The 17,419-nt window shown below is 66.1% G+C and carries 16 protein-coding genes and 1 pseudogene; 6 read left to right on the forward strand and 11 right to left on the reverse strand.

All coding sequences use genetic code 11. The features are described from left to right. The 3 genes from KBW98_RS16405 to KBW98_RS16415 form a co-directional block, all read right to left on the reverse strand. On the reverse strand, positions 1-558 hold a 558-nt coding region (locus KBW98_RS16405), incomplete at its 3' end, for a TolC family protein (protein ID WP_211521229.1). Positions 559-640: 82 nt separating this feature from the next. Further along, complete coding sequence (locus KBW98_RS16410; RefSeq protein ID WP_211521230.1) at positions 641-985, reverse strand: hypothetical protein; 345 nt, start codon at positions 983-985, stop codon at positions 641-643. Positions 986-1,093: 108 nt separating this feature from the next. After that, positions 1,094-1,477: a hypothetical protein gene (locus KBW98_RS16415; protein WP_211521231.1), complete on the reverse strand. Its 384-nt coding sequence runs from the start codon at positions 1,475-1,477 to the stop codon at positions 1,094-1,096. Positions 1,478-1,675: 198 nt separating this feature from the next. On the opposite strand from KBW98_RS16415, the pseudogene KBW98_RS16420 reads away from it, so the two are divergent. Both KBW98_RS16420 and KBW98_RS16425 read left to right on the forward strand, forming a co-directional pair. Beyond that, positions 1,676-2,070 (forward strand): annotated as a pseudogene (locus KBW98_RS16420) (VOC family protein). Positions 2,071-2,166: 96 nt separating this feature from the next. Then, positions 2,167-2,853, forward strand: coding sequence for a hypothetical protein (locus KBW98_RS16425; RefSeq protein WP_211521232.1), 687 nt, complete (start codon positions 2,167-2,169; stop codon positions 2,851-2,853). Positions 2,854-2,882: 29 nt separating this feature from the next. Here KBW98_RS16425 and KBW98_RS16430 read toward each other — a convergent pair whose 3' ends face one another. The 3 genes from KBW98_RS16430 to rpsO form a co-directional block, all read right to left on the reverse strand. Further along, positions 2,883-3,422, reverse strand: coding sequence for a hypothetical protein (locus KBW98_RS16430; RefSeq protein ID WP_211521233.1), 540 nt, complete (start codon positions 3,420-3,422; stop codon positions 2,883-2,885). A gap of 230 nt (positions 3,423-3,652) precedes the next feature. After that, a complete protein-coding gene (pnp, locus tag KBW98_RS16435; RefSeq protein WP_211521234.1) occupies positions 3,653-5,755 on the reverse strand; it encodes a polyribonucleotide nucleotidyltransferase in 2,103 nt (700 codons plus the stop codon). Between the two features lie 173 nt (positions 5,756-5,928). Next, entirely contained in the window at positions 5,929-6,198 is a 270-nt protein-coding gene (gene rpsO, locus KBW98_RS16440; protein WP_211521235.1) for a 30S ribosomal protein S15, read from the reverse strand. Between the two features lie 142 nt (positions 6,199-6,340). On the opposite strand from rpsO, the gene KBW98_RS16445 reads away from it, so the two are divergent. After that, positions 6,341-6,871, forward strand: a complete 531-nt coding sequence (locus KBW98_RS16445) for a hypothetical protein (protein WP_307727606.1) — start codon at positions 6,341-6,343, stop codon at positions 6,869-6,871. A gap of 159 nt (positions 6,872-7,030) precedes the next feature. Here the strand turns inward: KBW98_RS16445 and KBW98_RS16450 are convergent, their stop codons facing one another. From KBW98_RS16450 to KBW98_RS16465, 4 genes are all read right to left on the reverse strand, one after another. Then, positions 7,031-8,578, reverse strand: a complete 1,548-nt coding sequence (locus KBW98_RS16450; protein WP_211521236.1) for a 2-isopropylmalate synthase — start codon at positions 8,576-8,578, stop codon at positions 7,031-7,033. A gap of 50 nt (positions 8,579-8,628) precedes the next feature. Then, entirely contained in the window at positions 8,629-9,495 is an 867-nt protein-coding gene (gene pssA / locus KBW98_RS16455; protein ID WP_211521237.1) for a CDP-diacylglycerol--serine O-phosphatidyltransferase, read from the reverse strand. Between the two features lie 103 nt (positions 9,496-9,598). Then, entirely contained in the window at positions 9,599-10,384 is a 786-nt protein-coding gene (locus KBW98_RS16460) for an SIMPL domain-containing protein (protein ID WP_211521238.1), read from the reverse strand. Between the two features lie 117 nt (positions 10,385-10,501). Next, the gene (locus KBW98_RS16465; protein WP_211521239.1) at positions 10,502-11,410 is read right to left on the reverse strand and encodes a LysR family transcriptional regulator; all 909 of its coding nucleotides are present in this window, start codon (positions 11,408-11,410) and stop codon (positions 10,502-10,504) included. A gap of 104 nt (positions 11,411-11,514) precedes the next feature. Between KBW98_RS16465 and KBW98_RS16470 the strand changes: the two genes are divergently transcribed. Both KBW98_RS16470 and KBW98_RS16475 read left to right on the forward strand, forming a co-directional pair. Beyond that, a complete protein-coding gene (locus KBW98_RS16470; protein WP_211521240.1) occupies positions 11,515-12,783 on the forward strand; it encodes an SGNH/GDSL hydrolase family protein in 1,269 nt (422 codons plus the stop codon). Beyond that, positions 12,780-13,895 (forward strand): alkene reductase, encoded by a 1,116-nt coding sequence (locus tag KBW98_RS16475; protein WP_211521241.1) that lies wholly within the window; start codon positions 12,780-12,782, stop codon positions 13,893-13,895. Before KBW98_RS16470 ends, KBW98_RS16475 begins: the two co-directional genes overlap by 4 nt. A 32-nt stretch (positions 13,896-13,927) precedes the next feature. Here the strand turns inward: KBW98_RS16475 and KBW98_RS16480 are convergent, their stop codons facing one another. Further along, positions 13,928-16,654, reverse strand: coding sequence for a DUF2235 domain-containing protein (locus tag KBW98_RS16480; protein WP_211521242.1), 2,727 nt, complete (start codon positions 16,652-16,654; stop codon positions 13,928-13,930). Between the two features lie 261 nt (positions 16,655-16,915). Between KBW98_RS16480 and KBW98_RS16485 the strand changes: the two genes are divergently transcribed. Continuing rightward, positions 16,916-17,419 (forward strand): hypothetical protein, encoded by a 504-nt coding sequence (locus KBW98_RS16485; RefSeq protein WP_211521243.1) that lies wholly within the window; start codon positions 16,916-16,918, stop codon positions 17,417-17,419.

The raw sequence follows: 17,419 nt of genomic DNA on the forward strand, positions 1-17,419 counted from the left end.
CTCGATCCGGGCGCCGGCCTGGGCCACGCGGGCGCGGGTCGCATCGACCGGCGGCGCCTTGCCCGCCTCGACGCGCCTGGCGGCGATGTCAGTGGCGCGTGCGGCCAGGGCCGCCAGTTCCTGCGCCATGCGGTGGCGCTCGATGGCGGCGGCCAGCTCGTAGAAGGCGGCGGTGGTGTCGGCGCGCAGCTGCACGCGCAGCTCGGCCAGCGCCAGGGTCGCCAGCCCACGCTCCTGGCGCGCCGCATCGACCCGGGCGGCGCGCTTGCCGCCCAGTTCGAACGGGATGCTCAGCTGGGCGGTGGTGGTGCGGCTCTCGCGCCGCTCGCCCTCGCGCAGCAGCTCGAGCTCCGGATTCGGCAGGCTGCCGGCCTGGGCGAGTGCGCCCTGCTGGGCCGCGAGCTCGCCGGCGGCGGCGCGCAGGCGGGGATTCGCCTGCAGGGCGCGTTCGATGGCGTCGGCCAGGCTCAAGGGCGATGCAGGCTGCGCCGCGGCCGGCGCCGGGACGGTCGCGAACAGGGTTGCCGCCAGCACGAGCGGCTTGAACAGGAATGTCATGGTGTGGCTCCGAACAGGTCAAGGTTCGGCGGGCGCCAGTCGCCGCGCGAAGCGGCGTGAACGATGCAGGCCTCCCGCCGGGTCAGGCGCGGAGCGGCCGGTCGGGCGGCGGAATCAGGTCGGGAATGTGCGAGACGTAGCGCCGCACCGTGCCGCGCAAATGCGGCGCGCCTTTCGGCAGCGGCAGGTCGGGATTGGCGGACGGGATCGCGCTGGCGGACAGGTGGTGGCAGGCGTCGCAGCCGCCGTCGCAGCAGGGCTTGTCCGTATCGCCGTCATCGCCGGGGGTTTGCTGTTGCTGGTCCGCCGCCTGGCTGCTTTGCTGGACGGCCTTGCCCTCCTCGCCGACGCAGCACGCGCATGCGGCAGCCCACGCCGCCTGGAGAGGCAGGATCGCGAGCAGCAGTATGATCAACAGGCGTTTCATCGGATTCCCGGTTCGGCACGGACGCGGACAGGCCGCGCCCACAGTGTGCACGAAAAAACCCGGCGTGGCTATAGGCCGCGCGATCGACCAGATCCGGCCGGCGAATGGCTAGATGCGTGTGACGGGCGGAACGATGCGGACCTGGATCACCTTCCCTGTCTGCCGGTCGATCGTGAAGATCAGGAGATAGCCCTTGCCGTACTGGCTCTCGACGCGCACCGGGCCGACCAGGTAGGCGAGCTCCTCATCCCGGCCCGTGCGGCTGGTGGGCTCGCCGAGCAAGTCCTTGAGCGCCGCTTGGGTGAGCCGGTTGGGCGGATACTGGCTCATGAAGGAGGCCAGCATGCGCCCGCGGCCGGCCTGGTCGGCTTTCGCCCAGGTCTGCGGCGTGAAGTGCTCGTCGCCAAGCGCGTGGATCTGGACCTCGACGGAGTAATCCGAACATCCATGCAGGAGGCCGAGCGCCAGCAGCCAGGCAAGTATCCATCTCATCAGCATTCCCGTTTGCGCTCCCGAAGGCGTGGCGACCTCGTACATTTATAACCGGGGAACGGACCGGCGGTTTGCTACAAATCAATAACGCCAGAAATGACCGTTTTTTTTTGCGCCGGCTTGTCGATCTCGCCCGGCCCCGTTCGTCGTCAGGATGCAGGACCCGTCATCCCATCCACCGCACCACACGAGGACATCATGAACAAGCAGATCATCGTCAACCTTCCAGTCAAGGACCTGGACAAATCCAGGGCCTTCTTTGCCAGTCTCGGTTTCAGCGTCAATCCGCAGTTCAGCGGCGAGCATGCGGTCTTCATGGACATCGTGGACGGCATCCATGTCATGCTGATGACCGAGGCGTTCTTCAGGTCCCTGATCGACAAGCCGGTGGTGCAGGCGAAGGAAGCGAACGAGGCCATCATTTGCCTGAGCTGCGAAAGCCGGGAAGAACTGGAAGCCTGATCGCCAAGGCGGTTGCCGCCGGCGGACGCACGCCGCATCCGCCGGAGGACCATGGTTTCATGGTCGACCAGGGCTTCGAGGATCTCGATGGCCATCTGTGGAACCTTGTGTGGATGGCGCCCCAGTCTTGACCCGCAGCGCTGTTGCTTATTTGTCAAACGGCGCTGAATCCTTTGCGCCGACGCGCCACTTGGAGGAACATTCCATCGTTCTCCCTGGAGGCGATCATGGCAAACGACGCAGCGCAAAAATCCCTGTGGGATCGGGTCACCGCTATCGCGACGATATTGATTCCCGCCGCGATCGCACTCGCGGGCCACCTGATCGCGCAGGGTCTCAAGGAAGCAGAACTGGCCAGCGAAGAGCGCCGCGCCGAGCAGTCACGGGCGCTGATGGACGCGAACACGAAGATTGCGCAGGGCAACCTGATCAACACCCTGATGAAGTCGCTCACCAGCGACAACCCGCACGAACGCCGCCTGGCCGTGCAGGCTGTCCTGATCGCGCTTCCCGACCAGGGCCCCGTGCTGGCGCGCACCATCGCGCAATCGGATGAGAACAAGGAAGTCCAGGCCTCGGCGCGCCAGTCGATCGCCCAGCGGGTCGACACCCTGATCCGGGACCTGTTCGCGCCCCAGGCCTCGGCCCGGGTCAGGGCGGCGCAGGAGCTGGTCAGTGGCTGGCGGGGCGATGCCGCCGCGGCGGGCGCCATTGTCCAGTATGCGCGCGCCAACCCCGGGAACGAAAACGGCATCTTCAACGCCATCGTGGTGCTGTCCGACTTCAGCGGCGAAGCCCTGGCGCCGCACAAGCCGGCGATCCGCGAACTGGCAGAAGCGGCCCGCAAGCTGGGGCCGAAAACCGAGGCCCGTGTCCAGGTCCTGTTACGGCGCCTCGATGCTATTCCGGGCTGAAGCTGCCGATGGAAGCCCTGCGCCTGGCTTCAGCGCTTCTCCTTGTTGATCAGCTGTAGCAGCTTGAACGCTTCGCGTTCGATGGCTGGTTCCGCGTCCGCGAGTTCCTTGCTCGCCTGGACATAGGCTGCGCGCTTGCGCTCCTTCTTTTCCTCCGGCGGAACGACCGGCTTCGTTCCCGGCATGATGATCTGCGAGCCGCTGTTGTACTTCTTGTGGATGACTTGCTTGCCATAAGGCGTGTTATAGAAGCGGGTCATTTCGATCGCGGTGTCGGCGGAAATGAGCTGCGCCATCGGCGCCGCGAGGCGCTGATAAATCTCTGCAGGGGGCGTTCTTTTGAGCTTGGCGAATACGGCCTGCCGCTGCGCGTCGCTCTGGTAGCGGCTGCGCGCTGCGACACCGTTCAACAATTTCTCGATCTGCATTGCGCCGAGTAGCCCCTGCACGGCGTTGACGTGGGCAGGACTTGGCGCTGCGGTGCTGGCTGGCTGCACCGTGGCAGCGGAGTATGCGGGACTCGCCGACAACAGCGATAGACCCAGTACGGCCTGGATGACAAGCTTCATGCAAGTCCTTTCGACGTGTGAGTTGACCGCCCTTCGTCATGCGAAAGGGCGAAAGCCGACGGCCAGGACTGCAGCCGTCAAACTCGGGAATGATGCCACGTCCTGGCCAGGAAAACTGTGTGGATGCTCACTGATCCGATCTTCGAGCCTCGCCCGCCTTGACTTCGCGGACAAAAAAAACCGCCAGGCTCACGCACTGGCGGTTTTTGCGGCTGGAGGCCGGAGCAGGCTTACTGCGCCGCGCCTTCCACCGGATCGGCAGCCTTCATCGACAGCTTCAGGCGGCCGCGCTCGTCGGTCTCGAGGACCTTCACGCGCACTTGCTGGCCTTCCTTCAGGTAGTCGGCAACGGCGTTGACGCGCTCGTTGGCGATCTGCGAGATGTGCAGCAGGCCGTCCTTGCCCGGCATGACCTGGACGATGGCGCCGAAGTCCAGCAGCTTGAGCACGGTGCCGTCGTAGGTCTTGCCCACTTCGACCGATGCGGTCAGCTCTTCGATGCGGCGCTTGGCTTCCTGGCCGGCGGCGGCATCGACCGACGCGATGGTCACGACGCCTTCGTCGGTGATGTCGATCTGGGTGCCGGTTTCCTCGGTCAGCGCGCGGATGACGGCGCCGCCCTTGCCGATCACGTCACGGATCTTTTCCGGGTTGATGCGGATGGTGATCAGGCGCGGTGCGAAGTCCGACAGCTCGGTCTTCACGGTCGGCATGGCCTTCTGCATCTCGGCCAGGATGTGCTGGCGCGCTTCCTTGGCCTGGGCCAGCGCCACCTGCATGATTTCCTTGGTGATGCCCTGGATCTTGATGTCCATCTGCAGCGCGGTGATGCCTGCCGGGGTACCGGCGACCTTGAAGTCCATGTCGCCCAGGTGGTCTTCGTCACCCAGGATGTCGGTCAGGACAGCGAACTTGCCGCCTTCCTTGATCAGGCCCATGGCGATGCCGGCGACGTGCGCCTTCATCGGCACGCCCGCGTCCATCAGCGCCAGGCAGCCGCCGCAGACCGACGCCATCGACGACGAACCGTTCGACTCGGTGATTTCCGAGACCAGGCGCACCGAATAGCTGAAGTCTTCCGGGTTGGGCAGCGCGGCGACCAGCGCGCGCTTGGCCAGGCGGCCGTGGCCGACTTCGCGGCGCTTCGGGGTGCCCACGCGGCCGGTTTCGCCGGTGGCGAACGGAGGCATGTTGTAGTGCAGCATGAAGTCGTCGGTGTACTCGCCCATCAGTGCGTCGATCTTCTGGCTGTCGCGCGCGGTGCCGAGGGTGGCGACCACGAGGGCCTGGGTCTCGCCGCGGGTGAACAGGGCCGAGCCGTGGGTACGCGGCAGGACGCTGGTGCGGATCGCGATCGGACGCACGGTGCGGGTGTCGCGGCCGTCGATACGCGGCTCGCCTTCCAGGATCTGCGAACGCACGACCTTGGCTTCCATGTCGAACAGGATGTTGCCGACTTCGGCCGCATCGGCTTCGACGCCTTGCGCGGCCAGTTCGGCCATCACTTCGCTCGATAGCGACTTCAGCTTCTGCTGGCGCGCCGATTTTTCGCGGGTCTGGTAGGCGTCGCGGACCTTGGCGCCGGCCAGTTCGCCAACGCGGGCGATCAGTGCTTCGTTCTTCGGCGCCGGCGCCCATTCGACTTCCGGCTTGCCGCCATCGGCGACCAGGTCGTGGATCGCATCGATCACGACCTTCATCTGGTCGTGGCCGAAGACGACCGCGCCCAGCATCACTTCTTCGGACAGCTGCTGCGCTTCCGATTCCACCATCAGCACGGCGGTTTCGGTGCCTGCCACGACCAGGTCCATCTGCGAGGTCTTCAGCTCGGTGGTGGTCGGGTTCAGGATGTACTGGCCGTTCGCGTAGCCGACGCGCGCCGCGCCGATCGGGCCATTGAACGGGATGCCGGCGATGCACAGGGCGGCCGAGGCGCCGATCATCGCTGGGATGTCCGGATCGATCTCAGGATTGACCGACAGGACGTGGATGATGACCTGGACTTCGTTCAGGTAGCCTTCCGGGAACAGCGGGCGGATCGGACGGTCGATCAGGCGCGAGGTCAGGGTCTCTTTTTCGGAAGGACGGCCTTCGCGCTTGAAGAAGCCGCCCGGGATCTTACCGGCTGCGTACGTTTTTTCCATGTAGTCGACGGTCAGCGGGAAGAAATCCTGGCCCGGCTTGGCGTCCTTCTTGGCGACCACAGTGGCCAGCACGACCGTGTCTTCGACCGACACAACGACGGCGCCGGATGCCTGGCGCGCGATTTCACCCGTCTCCAGGGTGACCGTGTGCTGACCGTACTGGAAGGTTTTCGTAACTTTGTTAAACATGGGTAATCCCTTTCTATTTGCCGACAGATTTTCAGGGGCTGTCGTTCACCTCACCACGGGCCGCACCGGGCGGCCTTTACTGCAATTACAACAACAAGACAGCTAAAACAAAAAATGCCCGCGTCAGGCTTACTGGCGCAGGCATTTCGTGACTAAACCGTCTGGCGCAACGATTACTTACGCAGGCCGAGTTTGGCGATCAGGTCGCGGTAACGGTTTGCGTCGGTACGCTTCAGGTAAGCCAGCAGGCTCTTACGACGGTTGACCATCATGATCAGGCCACGACGCGAGTGGTGATCCTTCTGGTGTGCCTTGAAGTGGCCGTTCAGCTCGTTGATACGTGCGGTCAGCAGTGCGACCTGGACTTCCGGCGAACCGGTGTCGTTCTGGCCACGTGCGTTGTCCGCGATGATCGCGGCTTTGTTGATGTTTTCTACGGTCATGATGTTACCTTTCACATGCGGTGCAAGAGTCGGAACCCAGCGCACCGTGATTATCAAAAAACCTGCCCTGAATGGACAGACCCGCCAGTATAGGTGAAAACGCTTCGTGGAGCCAGTGTTTGCATCCGCTGGATGGGGCATCATGATGTTTTGGAAGCGATTTGCAGGTGCCGCGTTGACAAATGTGATCAAGATTGCAATATTTAGCGCCGTGCTGGCGCTGGGCGGCTGTGCGGGGCTGATGCGCGAAGTCCCGCAACCGGGCGACCCGCTCGACGCCGTCTACGCCAAGCTGGGGACGCCGACCTCGGTCTACCGGGGCGGCGAGGAACAGGTGCTCGAATACGCGACCGGGCCCATGGGGCAATTCACCTGGATGGCGCACATCGGGGCCGATGGGCGGCTGGTGTCCTACGAGCAGGTGCTGACCGGGGAAAAGTTCGCGACCATCAAGGTGGACCGGGCCACCAAGGAGGACGTGCTGCGCACCGTGGGCCGGCCGGCGGAGGTGTCGCGGGTGGCCATGCACGATTACGAGGTGTGGTCGTACCGGTACAGGGAGGCGGGGGTGTGGAATTCGCTGATGCACGTGCACTTCGACCGGCAGGGGATCGTGCGGATGATGATGAATGGGCCGGATCCGAGGTATGACCCGAAGGATCGGTTTTGGTGAGCGCTTGAGCTAGTGGCTGCGGTGCGAAACTTGGGTCCCCGCCTTCGCGGGGATGACGTTGACAGGTTGCGGATTCCAGATACGGTAATTCGGTCCACGTCCTCCAGCACGTCATCCCCGCGCAGGCGGGGACCCAAGTTTACCTAGAATAGCGTTAGCCTACACCCCCTGCGGATTCACCCTCTCCACCTTCGACTGCAGCTTGTTCAATCCCGACAGATACGCCTTGGCCGACGCCACGATGATGTCCGGATCCGCCCCCACCCCGTTGACGATCCGCCCGGAATGCGCCAGGCGGATGGTCACCTCCCCCTGCGAGGCCGGCCCGTTGCTGATCGCATTGATCGAAAACAGCACCTGCTCCGCCCCGCTCCCCACCACGCTTTCGATCGCCCGGATGGTCGCGTCCACCGGCCCGTCGCCGCTGCCCTCGGCCGCCACTTCCTTGCCGTCCATCGAGAACACGATGCGCGCATGCGGCAGCTCGCCCGTCTCCGAGCGCTGCGACAGGGAGACGAAGCGGTAGATCTCCGCCCCCTGGGCGCGGTCCTCGTCCGACACCAGCGCCATGATGTCCTCGTCAAAAATGTCGGCCTTGCGGTCCGCCAGCTCCTTGAAGCGGGCGAAGGCGGCGTTGACCTCGGCTTCGGAGTCCAGCGCGATGCCCAGCTCCTGCAGGCGCGCCTTGAACGCATTACGGCCGGATAGCTTGCCGAGCACGATCTTGTTGGCGGTCCAGCCCACGTCCTCGGCGCGCATGATCTCGTAGGTCTCACGCGCCTTCAGGATGCCGTCCTGGTGGATGCCCGAGGCGTGAGCGAAGGCGTTGGCGCCCACCACCGCCTTGTTCGGCTGCACCGCGAAACCCGTGATCTGCGAGACCATCTTCGAAGCCGGCACGATCTGGGTGGTGTCCACGCCGACGGCCAGGTTGTAGAAATCGTGGCGCGTGCGCAGTGCCATCACCACTTCCTCGAGCGAGGTGTTCCCTGCCCGCTCGCCCAGGCCGTTGATCGTGCACTCGACCTGGCGCGCGCCGCCGATGATCACGCCGGCCAGCGAATTCGCCACTGCCAGGCCGAGGTCGTTGTGGCAGTGGACCGACCACACCGCCTTGTCCGAATTCGGCACCCGCTCGCGCAGGCGCCGGATGCGTTCGCCGAACTGCTCGGGCACGGCGTAGCCGACCGTGTCGGGGAAGTTGATGGTGGTGGCGCCTTCCGCGATCACGGCCTCCAGCACGCGGCACAGGAAGTCCTCGTCCGAGCGGCTGCCGTCCTCGGGCGAGAACTCGATGTCGTCGGTGTGATGGCGGGCGTAGCGGATGGCCAGCCTGGCCTGTTCCAGCACCTGCTCGGGCTCCATGCGCAGCTTCATCTGCATGTGCAGCGGAGAAGTCGCGATGAAGGTGTGGATGCGCTTGCGCGCGGCGGGTTCGAGCGCCTCGGCGGCGCGGGCGATGTCGCGGTCGTTGGCGCGCGACAGCGAGCAGATGGTCGATTCGCGCACGGCGCCGGAGATCGCGCGGATCGCGTCGAAGTCGCCAGGTGAGGCGGCCGCGAAGCCGGCCTCGATGACGTCGACCCGCAGACGCTCGAGCTGGCGCGCGATGCGCACCTTCTCGTCCTTCGTCATCGATGCCCCTGGCGACTGCTCGCCGTCGCGCAAGGTGGTATCGAAAATAATGAGCCGGTTCGGGTCGGGCATGGGGAGCTCCAGTCAACGTTGGGTGAATGTCGCGACGCTCCCAGCCTTCTTTAGCGCCGACCTTCCTCGTCGTGGTCGTCATCAAGCGGGATGATGCTCACCGGCCGGCCCCTGGCGCGGCGCATGACGAACACCACGTAGCCGGACAGGCCGTAGATCACGAAGATCGGCCACAGCACCTTGGGCGGGTCGATCGCCAGCAGCGCCAGCGCCAGCGCGATCAGGAAGACCACGATGAAGGGCACCGACTTGCGGAAATTGACGTCCTTGAAGCTGTAGAAAGGCACGTTCGAGACCATGGTCAGGCCCGCGAACACGGCGATGCCCCAGCTCACCCAGTCCACCTGGCGCGAGCTGACGTTGATGTCGGGGTCGGTCATCATCATGATGAAGCCCACCACCAGGGCCGCCGCGGCCGGGCTGGGCAAGCCCTGGAAGAAGCGCTTGTCGACCACCTCGATATTGGTATTGAAACGGGCCAGGCGCAGCGCGGCGCCGGCGCAGTAGATGAAGGCGGCGATCCAGCCCAGCTTGCCCAGACCGCGCAGCGACCACTCGTAGATCACGAGCGCGGGCGCGGCGCCGAAGGACACCATGTCGGACAGGGAATCGTACTGGGCGCCGAACTCGGACTGGGTATTGGTCAGGCGCGCGATGCGGCCGTCCAGCGCATCCAGGATCATGGCGATGAACACGGCCCAGCAGGCGTGCTCGAAGCGCTGGTTCATCGCCATCACGATGGCGTAGAAGCCGCAGAACAACGCGGCGGTGGTAAAGGCGTTGGGCAGCAGATAGATGCCGCGGCCGCGCTCGCCGGGCTGGCGGTCTTCGGCGCGGCGTCCGAAACGCTTCAGGCGAGCGAAGCGCGGTGCTTTCGGCACGGCCCCCGGTGTTCTTCTTCTTGGAAAGGTTGGCATAAGGAATTTTCAAGTAAGCGCCAAACGGCTGTTCTCCGCATTATAGAGGTGGAGAACGCTTGTTAGCGAACCGTTACGCTTGGCAAAACCTTATTGTGCCGTTTTACTTGAACCTGACCTTGCCCACCAGGCGCATCTGCAAGGTAGTTTCGCCCGGTTCGAAGCTCGGTTCCGGCATCGCATCGGCCATCTCGCGCTTGGCGCTCATACGGGCCATCATCGGCGCCGCCGCCATGTCGCCCTGACCGCCCGCATAGTTGCCCGAGCCTTCGAAATCGACGGTCTCGATCGAGGCGTCGGCCAGCTTGCGGCCCATGGCGTTGGCGATCGAGGCGATGCGCTCGTTCAGGTTCTTGTAGGTGGCGGCGATGCGCTGGTCGTCCAGGCGCTTCTCGGTGGCCGGGGCCAGGCCGAACTGGATACCGTTGATCGCCAGCACTTTTTGCGCACTGGCGGCGGTCTTCGGCAGGCTGTCCAGGCTGGTCGTCTTCATCTCCAGGTACTGGCCGACGCGCCAGGCCACCGGCACCGGCGGCTTGGCCACGCCATCGACCGGGCGCGGCGGCTGCACGTTTTCCGGATAGACCGGGTAGGTGAAATAGCCCATCGTCTTGAACTCGGCGCGCGGATCAGCCTTGCGCAGGATCTCGGTGCCCTCCTTCATCTTGCGGTTGACGCGCTCGGCGGCCTTGGCCTTGTCCTTGTCGTGCTCTTCGACGCTGAAGGTGACGATGGCCTGGTCGTTGGCGTGGCGCACTTCGCCGAAGGCCGGGACGATCACCATGCTGCCTGCGGTCGATACCGCCGGCGACGGCGTGGCCGGGGCTTGTGCGTAGGCCTGGGAGGCGAACAGCAAAGCGATCAACAAGGCGGGTTTGGCGAGGGACATGTTCTTCTCCTGAAACTGGGACAGCGACATGCTGTCATGGGCGCCACGATACCGTTTTTCTCTGCGGCGTGAGGTTTCTGTAATGGAAAGTTGCAAACAATTGCAAATGGTGACGAATCATGCGGCCGCTCGGTCGAACCCCGGCAAGGTCGCCAGTTGTCCGGTGGCGAACTCGATGAACAGCTTGGTGCGCAAAGGCTGGTACTGGCGCGACGGATACAACAAATACAAATCCTGGGGCCGGGCCGACCACCCCGGTAACACGCGCACCAGCTCGCCGCTATCGAGCAGGTCGCGCACCAGCCATTCGGGACACAGGCCGATGCCGCTGCCGAGCGCCAGGGCTTCGCGAATGGCCAGGGCATTGTTGACGCGATAGCGGCTGGCGGTTTCCACTTGCCGCTGTTCGCCCTCGCTGAACAGGTCGATCGTGGCGCCCGGCGTCCATGCGAAGCGCACGAAGTCGTGCGCCGGCAGGTCCGCGGGCTGCGCCGGCGCGCCGCGCCGCGCCAGGTAGGCCGGCGCGGCCACCAGCATGCGCGGGATCGTGGCCAGGTGGCGGCCGATGGCGTCCGGCGGCAAGCTGCCGCCCAGGCGAAACGCAAGATCGACGCCCTCCTCCACCAGGTCGACGAAACGGTCGTTGAGGATCAATTCGATCTCCATGCCCGGATGCGCCGCCAGGAACTGCTGGACCATGGCGTTCAGGCGGTATTGGCCCAGCGCGACCGGCGCATTGATACGCAGGAGCCCCGACGCCTGCCCCGTCATTCCCTGGACGCCGCTCACTGCGGCGTCGAACTGTTCCAGCACCAGCTTGGCGTCGCGGTAGAAGCGCTGCCCCTGCTCGGTGGGCGTCAGGCCGCGCGTGCTGCGCTCGAACAGGCGTACGGCCAGGTGGCGTTCCAGCTGGGCCAGCAGCTTGGAGACGGTAGGCTGGGTCGTGCCGTACTCGCGCGCGGCCGAGGACAGGCTGCCCAGTTCCACGGTCCGTACGAAAGTCCGCATCGCGCGCAAGGTATCCATGCCCAAGTCATTCCCGATTCGAATAAGCGATCTTCCATCCTACCATCTTCATTCTCTTTTCTGAATGACCTATCGTGGACTCGCTTACTTTAAAGGAGAACACGATGACAACCCATTTAGCAGCGACCGCCTTTCTCGGCCTGGCCCTCGCCTTTGGCGGCGACGCACTCGCGGACGCCGAGGCGCCCGGGAAGGAACAATGGATCACCTCCTGGTATGCGGCGCCCCAGCCCGGCTGGGACGGCAGCTTCGTCCTGCCGATGAACGTGCCTGCCTACCTCGACAAGCAGACCGTGCGCGACACCATCCGCCTGAGCACCGGCGGACGGCGCATCCGGCTGGTGTTCTCGAACCGCTACGGCAGCGCGCCGCTCAAGCTGGGCGAGGTCAGGGTGCACGGCGAGGCGGGCCAGCCGCAGCCGCTGCGCTTCGGGGGCAAGACCGATGCCGTCATCCCGCCCGGTGCGGCGCTGACGAGCGACGCCCTCGCCTTCCCAGTCTCGCCGCTGGCGCGCCTGAGCGTGAGCAGCTACCTGCCTGAACGCACCGCCGTGTCGACTTTCCACTGGGGCGGCCAGCAGAGCTTCCGGCTCCTGCCGGGCAATGTCGCCGGGAGCGCGAGCAGCCAGGCCGGCGTCCGCGTCGAAGGACGGCTGTTCCTGAACGCCGTGCTGGTCGAGGCCGCGCCGGGCAGCCGCACCATGGTGACCCTGGGCGATTCGATCACGGACGGGAATGGCTCGACGCCGGACGCGGACCGGCGCTGGCCGGATTTCCTGGCGCAGCGCCTGGCGCCGCATGGCGTCGCCGTCGCCAACGCCGGCATCTCGGGCGCGCGCCTGCTGCGGGACGGCATGGGCCGCAGTGCCCTGGCGCGCTTCGAGCAGGACGTGCTCAGCCAGCCCGGTATCTCGGACCTGATCGTCCTGCTAGGCATTAACGATATCGGCTGGCCGGGCAGTCCCTTCGCACCGCAGGAACGCGCCGTGACCCTGGACGAACTCAGCGCCGGCTACCGCCAGCTGGCCGCGGCGGCGCATGCACGCGGCGTGCGCGTGACCGCCGGCACCCTGCCGCCCTTCGAAGGCGCGCTCGAAGGCACGCCTTTCGCCGGCCACTACAGCCCCGCCAAGGAAAGCATGCGCCAGCAACTGAACGCCTGGATCCGCACCGCCGGCGTGTTCGATGCCGTCGTCGACTTCGATGCCGTGCTGCGCGACCCGGGCAACCCACGGCGGATGCGCGCCGCATTCGATTCGGGCGACCACCTGCATCCGGGCGACGCGGGCTACCGCGCCATGGCGGCGGCGGTGGACATCGCGCCGATGCTGCGCCGTGCGCATGCCGCCACCGGCAAGGAGGGCACGCCATGAGCACGCGTTTGTTCGAACAGTCCAGCCTGGGCGGCATGATCCTGCCTAACCGCATCGTCATGCCGCCGATGACGCGCGCCCGGGCAGCCGAAGGCGGCGTACCGACGCCCCTGATGGCCGAATACTACCGCCAGCGCGCCTCGGCCGGCCTGATCATCACCGAGGGTACGCAGGTGAGCCCCGAGGGCCAGGGGTATGCGTGGACGCCGGGCATCCACAGCGCGGAACAGGTACAGGGCTGGCGCGCAGTCACCGCCGCGGTGCACGGGATGGGCGGGCGGATCTTTGCGCAGTTGTGGCACGTGGGCCGGCTGTCGCATGTCTCGCTGCAACCTGGCGGCGCGGCCCCGCTGGCCCCCTCGGCGCTGGTCGCGGACGGCGTGGAGGTCTTCATCGACCCGGACCGACTGGGCGCGGCCGCCGCGCAGGGCCGCAAGGTCCAGCATTCGCCACCGCGCGCACTGGCGGCCGGCGAAATCAAGGACATCGTCCGGCAGTTCGCCATGGCCGCCGCGAACGCGATGGCGGCGGGTTTCGACGGCGTCGAGCTGCACGCCGCGAACGGCTACCTGATCAACCAGTTCATCGATTCGGGCGCCAACCTGCGTACCGATTGCTACGGCGGCACGCTCGCCAACCGGCTGCGCTTCCTGGCCGAGGTGACGCGGGCGGTGGCAGCGGTGACCGGCGCCGAGCGCGTCGGCGTGCGCTTCTCGCCGCTCACCACGGCCCAGGGCGCGGTCGACGACACGCCGGAGTCGACCTACCTGGCGGCGGCCAGGCTGATGGACGACATCGGCGTCGCCTACCTCCACATCACCGAGGCCGACTGGGACGATGCACCCCTGATGCCGGCCGCATTCAAGGAAGCCCTGCGCATGGTGTTTGCGGGCGCGATGATCTATTCCGGCCACTACGACCGCACGCGGGCGGAGCACGCCATCGGTCAAGGCTGGGCGGACCTGGTCGGCTTCGGCCGGCCCTTTATCGCCAACCCCGACCTGCCCCGCCGCCTGCGCACCGGTGCGGCGCTGAACATGGGCGACCCGAGCCGCTACTTCGGTGGCGCGGCGCGCGGCTACGTCGACTATCCGCCGCTCGCCGCGCGCTGAGGCTAGTGCGCTTCTCGCACCAACGCCGCCTGTCAATCAGGGACCTGGCCGGTCTGCCCTGCCCGTCCGCCTCCATAGCCGGGGCAGTCGCCGAGGGCGAATGGCGGGAGCGGCGGCGCCTGGGGCACCGTCCTCGGCACCGCGGGGCCAGGCGATGCGCTGGTCTGCACCTGGGCTTCCTCGCTTGGCGACATGGTCAGGCGCTCGACGGTGACCACGGCGCTTCCCAGGTTGTTACTGTAAAAATAGGCGTGCAGGTTCGGTGGCCAGTACACGGCATCGTTGACGAACAGGAAGAGCTCGCCTGTGCTCCTGGCGGTGATGTCGGCGATGAGCGTCCGGCGTTCCGGCGGCGTGGGATCGGCCGCCTGCCTGGTCCGCGCTTCGTCCGGCGGAATGGGACACCGGTGGTTTCCGTCGACCGGCTTCACGGCGCCGTAGCGGCGTTCGCGGTAGGGAATGCCCGGCTCCAGCACATATTCTTCATTACCGTATTGCCCCACGCGGCCGATCGGGGCGAACCAATTCGCGCTCCACCAGCGCTTGAGCGGCGTCGCCAGCCAGTGCAGGCGGCTGAACGCGGGGAAGCCGCCCATGTCGGTGTGGATGGCCCGGTCGAACCAGGCGCCGTCCGGATCCCGGAAGGTGATCCGGTAGCGTCCGCCCCGCTCCAGCACCATGCCGGTGGCAAGGCATGGAGAATTGGTCATGAATCCGACCCATGCGCCCTTGGGCACGTGTTCCTTGTCCTGGTCCAGTCCCCGCGTGGGCGTGCAGACAAGTCCAACGGAGTTGAGCGCGTCGAACGCGGCGCGGTTGCCGATGAGGGCCGCGGCGGCCAGCATGAGCACGACGAAGACCGCGGGAACCAGCTTTTTCGCGTTGAAGCGGTACAGCGCGACGAGCGCAGGATTCTTGCGGAGGGCGCGCGCGATGTTCAGCGACCAGGTCCCCGGCTGCATGGCTCTCCCCGTGGACAGGTGGCGCAGCTTGTACATCGCACGCACGATGCGCCAGACGCTCCAGATAATCAGCAAGGCAGCGATGAACCGTATTTCCCTCCCCCCGTTCCAGTTCTCCGCACCGGCCAAGGAGGCGATGCCGGCGATACCGACCCCCAGCGCGACGTTACGGGAGCGCCGGTGATGGTCGCCCAGCCACTGGATGTAATGGTTCTTGTGGGCCGCGTGCCAGCCCAGCATGGCGCGGTCGCGTATCCTGGTCTGCAGCACACTGCTGATTTTCACGAGTCCGGCCAGGACAAACAGCAGGCAGCCGATGACGATGGGCGACGCCCGCAACGCGGCGATCCAGCGCTCGGCTTGCGATGGAACGAAGGCGCTCAGCATGGTGACCAGGGGTTCGATGAGCCCCTGCATGCTCCGCGAACCCCGGTCGGACGCGGCCTCGCCGTACAAGGGGAAGGCGACGATCACCAGGGCGACGAACACCGTCACGAGATAGCACAGGCGGCGCCACCAGACGGTGTCGAGGGCGAGCTCGATCGCCGCCGCATTCGGCGGCACGATGCGCAACATGGCGCCGCGCAGCGTGACCAGTTGCGGCTGCGTCGCGGTGGCCAGCGTCCCGCCGCCGCTCGCCGCGGCCAGCGGATACACCTTGCCGTCCGGCGCCAGCACCTCGAAGTCGGTCGGCAGGGTGACGGGCGCGTACTGGTCGGTGGCATCGGCCAGCCGCAGGATCACGCTCCAGTGGATCACCGGCAGGATCTTGTTCCTGGTGGTGTCCTCGAACATCCTGATCTGGCGCGGGGTGTACCTGTACAGGGTGTGCAGGCCGGCCCGCGAATCGTACAAGCGGGCATAGGGCGACATCGACACCTGCGTCAGGTCGACGAAATGCTGGATCAGCCGGAGCCCATGGCGCGTGGCGTTCTCCATCATCCAGTGCAGGCTGATGAGGCTGAGCTGGTCTTCCGGATAGCCGCCGCCCACGTTCGCGTGCACGCCGGAGAACCAGACCTGCTGCATCCGCCCCGGCTTGATGTCGCCATCGGCCTCCATGCGGCGCTCGGCGGTCTCGTCCCAGACCAGAGGATGGAAAGTGGTGCGCTCGTCGTCCAGCGACAGGGCGTGGTAGGCGTGCCGGACACGCGGCGACAGCACGAGGTCGTCGAAGTACATCGGCCACACCAGCCAGTGCACGGCCGGCTTGAATTCCTCGACGGGCATGCCGTAGGCGCTGACCGTGTCCCACAGGCCCAGGAATTCGATGGGTATCCCGCTTCGCATGGGGATGTCCTGGTCGCGCATGCTGCCGGTCATGCGCTGGAACAGGCCGATGATGGCGTTGCGCACCAGGCGGAATAGCCACACGGGACTGCCCTTCTCCGCCGGGAAGCACTGGTTGCGGTACAGCCGGTAGATGATCCGGGCGCGGCGGTCCAGTTCTTCTTCCGAGCGGAACTCCACCAGCCCGAGGCTGGCGATGAGGCTGGCCAGCACGCGGATCGTGAAGGCGCCGCGGCTGAAGCCGAAGGCGTAGATCAGGTCGCCATTGCGGTATTCCCGGCACAGGAACTTGTAGAGGTCGAGGACATTGCGTTTCAGTCCCCAGCCGAAGGCGCCGCCGATCATGGCCAGCAGGCGGATCGGCGAGGTGCCCACGCCGTCGTCGTACTTCGCGACCTGGTCGCCGGCGCCCTGGTCCAGGGCCTGGAACATGCGCCAGACATTGGTCTTCTCGGCCTTGGCCGAGCTGTTGCCGGTACCGTCCGAAAATAGAACCAGTTTGCGCATGTCTCCTCCGGGTGCAGCGTGTTAGACACGCGGTGCAAGACTCATACCAAGGAGAGAGATTGATCCATATCAAACACTTACATTGCGACAGCGCCAGATGTTGCTCGCCCATGTAAAAGCGCCCGACATGGGCCAGTATGCGAGATGGGTAATCATGGGCGAATCAGGCGGGCTTAAGCAAGGCGCGCCGGCGCTGTCCTACAATCGGAACGCTGCATGCACGGCGCCGTGCGCCGTCCGATCCACTGCCGAAGGAGGCGTATGAAAATCGAGCGTATTCATTTCGACGAGGTGTTCGATGTCGCGGCCTGGCGGGGCGATTTCAGTTTCCGCAGCGGGGGCAAGCCCCATTACGGCGTCCATATCGACAACAAGGTGATCCCGCGCGCCGGATCGACCTACGCCATCGCGTTCGGGCGGCCCGGCGACTGGACGAGCGTGCTGGCCTGGCGCGACCTGTCCTCGTCCGCGGTCGGCCTGAAAAGCCCGAGCTGGTGGATGACCCTGGTCGCCATGTTCGATGTCTACTACCTCGCGCCCGCGGTGATCGTCCCCGCGCTGCTGCTTGGCGGGCCGGTGGCGGGAGGGGTGGCCGCGGCCTGCGTCGGCGGCGCCATGCTGGCCTGGATTGCCCACGCCATGCTGCGCAACCGCAGGCTGAAACGCCTCCTGGGCGCGATGATGGCAGCCGGCCAGGATACCGAAGGCAAGGCCGGAAACGACATGGGCGGCAGCCCGGCCACCGCCGGACTGCCGCCCATCTAG

The sequence above is a fragment of the Massilia sp. ST3 genome (assembly GCF_018119405.1).
GTDB lineage: Bacteria > Pseudomonadota > Gammaproteobacteria > Burkholderiales > Burkholderiaceae_D > Telluria.

Excerpts from the sequence above, each read along its gene's own strand:
- pssA (WP_211521237.1), bottom strand. The coding sequence starts at position 9,495 with ATGCCAACCTTTCCAAGAAGAAGAACACCGGGGGCCGTGCCGAAAGCA.
- KBW98_RS16410 (WP_211521230.1), bottom strand. The coding sequence starts at position 985 with ATGAAACGCCTGTTGATCATACTGCTGCTCGCGATCCTGCCTCTCCAG.
- KBW98_RS16470 (WP_211521240.1), top strand. The coding sequence starts at position 11,515 with ATGACAACCCATTTAGCAGCGACCGCCTTTCTCGGCCTGGCCCTCGCC.
- KBW98_RS16475 (WP_211521241.1), top strand. The coding sequence starts at position 12,780 with ATGAGCACGCGTTTGTTCGAACAGTCCAGCCTGGGCGGCATGATCCTG.
- KBW98_RS16430 (WP_211521233.1), bottom strand. The coding sequence starts at position 3,422 with ATGAAGCTTGTCATCCAGGCCGTACTGGGTCTATCGCTGTTGTCGGCG.
- KBW98_RS16465 (WP_211521239.1), bottom strand. The coding sequence starts at position 11,410 with ATGGATACCTTGCGCGCGATGCGGACTTTCGTACGGACCGTGGAACTG.
- KBW98_RS16445 (WP_307727606.1), top strand. The coding sequence starts at position 6,341 with ATGATGTTTTGGAAGCGATTTGCAGGTGCCGCGTTGACAAATGTGATC.
- rpsO (WP_211521235.1), bottom strand. The coding sequence starts at position 6,198 with ATGACCGTAGAAAACATCAACAAAGCCGCGATCATCGCGGACAACGCA.
- KBW98_RS16485 (WP_211521243.1), top strand. The coding sequence starts at position 16,916 with ATGAAAATCGAGCGTATTCATTTCGACGAGGTGTTCGATGTCGCGGCC.
- KBW98_RS16425 (WP_211521232.1), top strand. The coding sequence starts at position 2,167 with ATGGCAAACGACGCAGCGCAAAAATCCCTGTGGGATCGGGTCACCGCT.
- KBW98_RS16480 (WP_211521242.1), bottom strand. The coding sequence starts at position 16,654 with ATGCGCAAACTGGTTCTATTTTCGGACGGTACCGGCAACAGCTCGGCC.
- KBW98_RS16460 (WP_211521238.1), bottom strand. The coding sequence starts at position 10,384 with ATGTCCCTCGCCAAACCCGCCTTGTTGATCGCTTTGCTGTTCGCCTCC.
- KBW98_RS16450 (WP_211521236.1), bottom strand. The coding sequence starts at position 8,578 with ATGCCCGACCCGAACCGGCTCATTATTTTCGATACCACCTTGCGCGAC.
- KBW98_RS16415 (WP_211521231.1), bottom strand. The coding sequence starts at position 1,477 with ATGAGATGGATACTTGCCTGGCTGCTGGCGCTCGGCCTCCTGCATGGA.
- pnp (WP_211521234.1), bottom strand. The coding sequence starts at position 5,755 with ATGTTTAACAAAGTTACGAAAACCTTCCAGTACGGTCAGCACACGGTC.